A 3,969-nucleotide genomic window follows, 5' to 3' on the forward strand; every position below is an offset into this window, starting at 1 on the left:
GCGGCGCGCCTCGCCCAGGCCGGGCGTGGGCGCCTGTCCGCGCGGATCGGCCATCGCGACCTGCTGGCCCTGCCGTCCGTCCAGGGCCCTGCATAGAGCATCGAGGAAGGACCGACCCATGCCGCTGCTCGGCTGCATCGCGGATGACCTCACGGGCGCGACCGATCTGGCCGCCATGCTGGTGGCCCAGGGCATGACCACCGTGCAGCGGATCGGCGTGCCGCACGGCCCCCTGCCGGAGGCGGATGCCGCCGTCATCGCGCTGCGGTCGCGCACGGCGCCGGCGGCCGACGCGGTGGCCGCCAGCCTGGCGGCCTGCGAGGCCCTGCTGGCCGGCGGGGCGCGGCAGATCTTCCTCCGCTGCGGCCTCGCCTTCGACAGCACCGAGGCGGGCAATATCGGGCCGGTGGCGGATGCGCTGCTGCGGCGGCTGCAATCCGGCTTCGCCGTCGTCTGCCCCGCCTTCCCCGCCCAGGGCGGCAGCGTCTTCCAGGGCCATCTCTTCCTCGGCGGCGCGCTGCTCAGCGAGAGCGGCATGGCGCATCATCCGCGGACACCCATGCGGGACGCCAACCTGCCGCGCCTGCTGTCGCGGCAGACGGAGGGTGGCGTCGGCCTGTTGCCCTTCGCGGTGGTCGAGCAGGGTCCGCCCGCCATCCGGCGCGCCATCACGCAGATGCGCGAGGGTGGGCGCCGCTACGCCGTCGCCGATGCGCTGACCGAGGCGCATCTGCGCGATCTCGGCGCCGCCTGCGCCGACCACGCGCTGATCGTGGGAAGCACCGGGCTCGCCATGGGCCTGCCGGAGAATTTCCGCGCCGGCGGCCTGTTGCCCGACCGGCCGGACGCCGGGGCCCTGCCGCCGCCGCGCGGCGCCATGGCGGTGCTCGCCGGCTCCTGCTCCCGCGCGGCGCTGGCGCAGGTCGGCCTCGCCCGGCTGCATCTTCCGGTGCTGGAGCTGGATGTGCTGGCGATGCCGGACGCCGCCGCCCTCGCCGCCGAGGCCGAGAGCTGGATGCGGGACAGGCTCTCGGAGGAGCGGCCCGTCGTCATCGCCACCTCCGCCCCGGCCGGGAAGGTCGCGGCGCTGCGGGCGAGGCTGGGGCAGGAGGCGGCGGACGCTCTGGTCGGGGAGGCGCTGGCGCGCATCGCGGCATTGCTGGTGGCGCGGGGCGTGGGCCGGCTGCTGGTGTCGGGAGAGGACACCGCGGAGGCGGTGCTGCGGCGGCTCGGCATCGACAGCCTGCGCGTCGGGCCTCAGATCGAGGCCGGGCTGCCCTGGACGCGGGCCGAGCCGGACGGGCCGTGGCTGGCGCTGGCCCCGGGCCAGTCCGGCGCGCGGGACCTGTTCCTGAAAGCCTTCGCCTGACGCCTCAGGCCGGTGGCGGATCAGCCGCCAGGACCCGCAGGGCGCCCGGCCGGATGCGGTAGCGCAGCGGCGTGCGCAGCATCGCCACCTCGCCATCCAGCGACACACGCAGCAGCGGCGCGCGAGCGTGGATCTCCGCCGTCTCCACCGCGCGCATCTCGAAGTCCCGCTCCTCGCGCAGCCGGCCGAAGGCCGCGCGCAGCGCCAGCCGCAGCAGGGACAGCCGGCTGCCGTGCCGCGTGACGCAGAGGCAGAGATGGCCGCGATCCAGCGCCACGCGGCGTCCGGGGCGGGGCAGGCTGGTTTCGTAGTCGTTGTTGCCAATGAAGACGAGCGGCGTCTTCACCCGCTCGCGGCGGCCCGCGGCCCGCACCGTCAGCCGCCGCAGGCCGAAGCGGCGCAGGATGCGCAGACAGGCCAGCAGCATGGCCGGCCCCTTGCGCCAGCCGCGCCGCCGCCGCTCGCGGTCCCGCTCCGACACCATGTCGGCATAGAGGCCGACCGAGGAATTGTTGATGAAGACGCGGCCGTTCACCTCGGCCACGTCGATCCGTCGCACCTGGCCGCGGGCGAGCTGCGCGGCCGCCTGCCGCCAGTCCGCCGGCAGGCCGAGGTCGCGCGCGAAGTGGTTGAGCGTGCCGAGCGGCAGCACGCCGAGCGGAACCTCGCCCCCCGCCAGCACGCCGGCCACGGCGCTGACGGTCCCGTCGCCGCCGCCGGCCACCACCGCCTCATACCCCTCCGCCAGCGCCGCGCGCGCGGCAGCGGCGAGAGCATCGCCGCCGAGCTGCTCGACATCGGCGGCGACACCATGGGCGGCGAAGACGGCGGCGATCTCGGCGCGCAGTTCCCGACCCCGCACGGACCCCCCGCCGGCATTGACGAGGACCTTGATCCGCACGGCCCCCGGCTCGCTCAGCCGGTGGCGCCGAGGTCGATCTCGTCCTGCAGCGCCTCGCCCCGCACGAAGCGGGCGATATTGGCCATGGCCCCGTCCACCTTGGCCTGCATGGCGTCCAGCGTGCCGGCGGCGACATGCGGTGTGAGCACGACGTTCTCGAGGCCGAGCAGCGGATTGTCCGGGCGCGGCGGCTCCGGCTCGAAGACATCGACGCCGGCGGCACGGATCAGCCCGCCGGACAGGGCGCGGGCCAGCGCGGCCTCGTCCACCACGGCGCCGCGCGCGCAGTTCACCAGTACCGCGTCGCGCCGCATGGCCTGGAACGCGGCGTCATTGAACAGGTGATGCGTCTCCGCCGTGGCCGGCAGATGCAGGGTGACGACCTCCGCTTCCCGCAGCAGCTCCTCCATCTCGACGCGGCGGAAGTTCAGCGCCAGCTCGAGCCCCTCCGGCAGCTTCTCATAGGGATCGACGTAGAGGCCACGGACGCGGAAGGGCTGCAGCAGCGCCGCCACCGCCGAGCCGATGCGCCCCATGCCGACGATGCCGACGGTACGGCCGCGCAGGTTGCGCGACACCGGCCGCAGCGCGGTGCCCAGCCAGTCGCCGCGCCGCATCGCCGCGTCCGTGCGCGGGATGTGCCGCAGGCAGGCCAGCATCAGCGCCAGGGCGTGCTCGCTGACCACCTCGGCGGTGCCGGAGGGATTGATCGCCAGCCGGATGCCGCGTTCGCGGAGCTGCGGGATCGGCGTCTCGCCCTGCCAGCCGACACCCTGATGCTGGACCAGCTTCAGCCGTGGCGCCTTCTCCACCCACTCCGGCCGCAGCACGGCGGGCGCCACGATCACCACATCCGCCAGGGGCAGCTTCTCCAGCCGCTCGGCATCGTCGTTCGCCGAGAGGGTGATCAGTTCGCAGCCTTCCGGCAGCCGGGCGCGCCACATGGCATAAACGGCCTCCGGCGCATGGCTCAGATACAGGATGCGGCGGATGTTATCGGTCATGGCGTTCCCTTCGCGCGGCGGCCCCAGCGGCCCGGCGCAAGGTAGGCCGGACGCCAGATGCCGCAAAGCCGCCGGAATGAAAAAGGCCGCCTCGCGGCGGCCTTGTCCTTCACGGCATCGCCTGCCGAACTACTCGGCCGCGGAGCCGTCCACCACCTGCGGCGCCGGCATGTCCGGCACCGGCTCGGGCGCCGGAGGCGCCTCGGGCGCGGCGGCGGCCAGGGCGGCCGCCTCGGCCTTCTTGCGCGCCCGCGTCTCCGCGCCACGCCTGGCGGCATCAGACCGCGCGGCGGCCGTCGGCGAGTCCTGCGCCGCCACCTTGCGCGTCGCGGGCCGCTTCACGGGCGCGACCTTGCGGCTGGTCGACGCCGGCTGGGCCGCGGTCTTGCGCGCCGAGGCGGTGCGCGCGGTTCCGCCGCTCTTCGGCGCCGCCTTGCGCGCAGTGGCCGCCGGAGCCTTCCGGGCGGTCGTCGTCTTCGCCGGGGCCTTGCGGGCCGCCGCCGTCCGGGTGGTGGTGCGCGTGCTCGTCTTCGCCGCGGTCTTCGTCGTCGCGCGGGTCGTGGTCCGCTTGGCCGGCGCGGCCTTCCGCGGCGTGGCGGCGGCGCGCGTCGCCGTCTTGCGGGCAGGGGCGCGGGTCGTCGCGGCGGTCTTCCGCGCGGGCGCCTTGGCGGCGGGCTTGGCCGACGCCTTGCGCG

At 75.4% G+C, this 3,969-nt stretch carries 5 protein-coding genes; 2 read left to right on the plus strand and 3 right to left on the minus strand.

Annotation, left to right across the window (positions count from 1 at the left end; genetic code table 11):
* Positions 1–118: 118 nt before the first annotated feature.
* On the plus strand, positions 119–1,369 hold the full coding sequence (gene otnK, locus ACVMLK_RS20035) for a 3-oxo-tetronate kinase (protein ID WP_457487417.1): 1,251 nt from the start codon (positions 119–121) through the stop codon (positions 1,367–1,369).
* Positions 1,370–1,373: 4 nt separating this feature from the next.
* On the opposite strand, the gene ACVMLK_RS20040 is transcribed toward otnK, so the two are convergent.
* The 3 genes from ACVMLK_RS20040 to ACVMLK_RS20050 all read right to left on the minus strand — a co-directional run bounded on the left by ACVMLK_RS20040 (position 1,374) and on the right by ACVMLK_RS20050 (position 3,616).
* Positions 1,374–2,270: a diacylglycerol/lipid kinase family protein gene (locus tag ACVMLK_RS20040; protein ID WP_457487418.1), complete on the minus strand. Its 897-nt coding sequence runs from the start codon at positions 2,268–2,270 to the stop codon at positions 1,374–1,376.
* Positions 2,271–2,284: 14 nt separating this feature from the next.
* Positions 2,285–3,274, minus strand: coding sequence for a 2-hydroxyacid dehydrogenase (locus ACVMLK_RS20045; protein WP_422921427.1), 990 nt, complete (start codon positions 3,272–3,274; stop codon positions 2,285–2,287).
* A 129-nt stretch (positions 3,275–3,403) separates the two neighbouring features.
* Positions 3,404–3,616, minus strand: a complete 213-nt coding sequence (locus ACVMLK_RS20050) for a hypothetical protein (RefSeq protein WP_422921428.1) — start codon at positions 3,614–3,616, stop codon at positions 3,404–3,406.
* Between the two features lie 10 nt (positions 3,617–3,626).
* Between ACVMLK_RS20050 and ACVMLK_RS20055 the strand changes: the two genes are divergently transcribed.
* Positions 3,627–3,969: hypothetical protein (locus ACVMLK_RS20055; RefSeq protein ID WP_457487419.1), on the plus strand; the 343-nt coding region annotated here is incomplete at its 3' end.

This window comes from Teichococcus aerofrigidensis (genome assembly GCF_054073225.1).

Excerpts from the sequence above, each read along its gene's own strand:
- ACVMLK_RS20045 (WP_422921427.1), bottom strand. The coding sequence starts at position 3,274 with ATGACCGATAACATCCGCCGCATCCTGTATCTGAGCCATGCGCCGGAG.
- otnK (WP_457487417.1), top strand. The coding sequence starts at position 119 with ATGCCGCTGCTCGGCTGCATCGCGGATGACCTCACGGGCGCGACCGAT.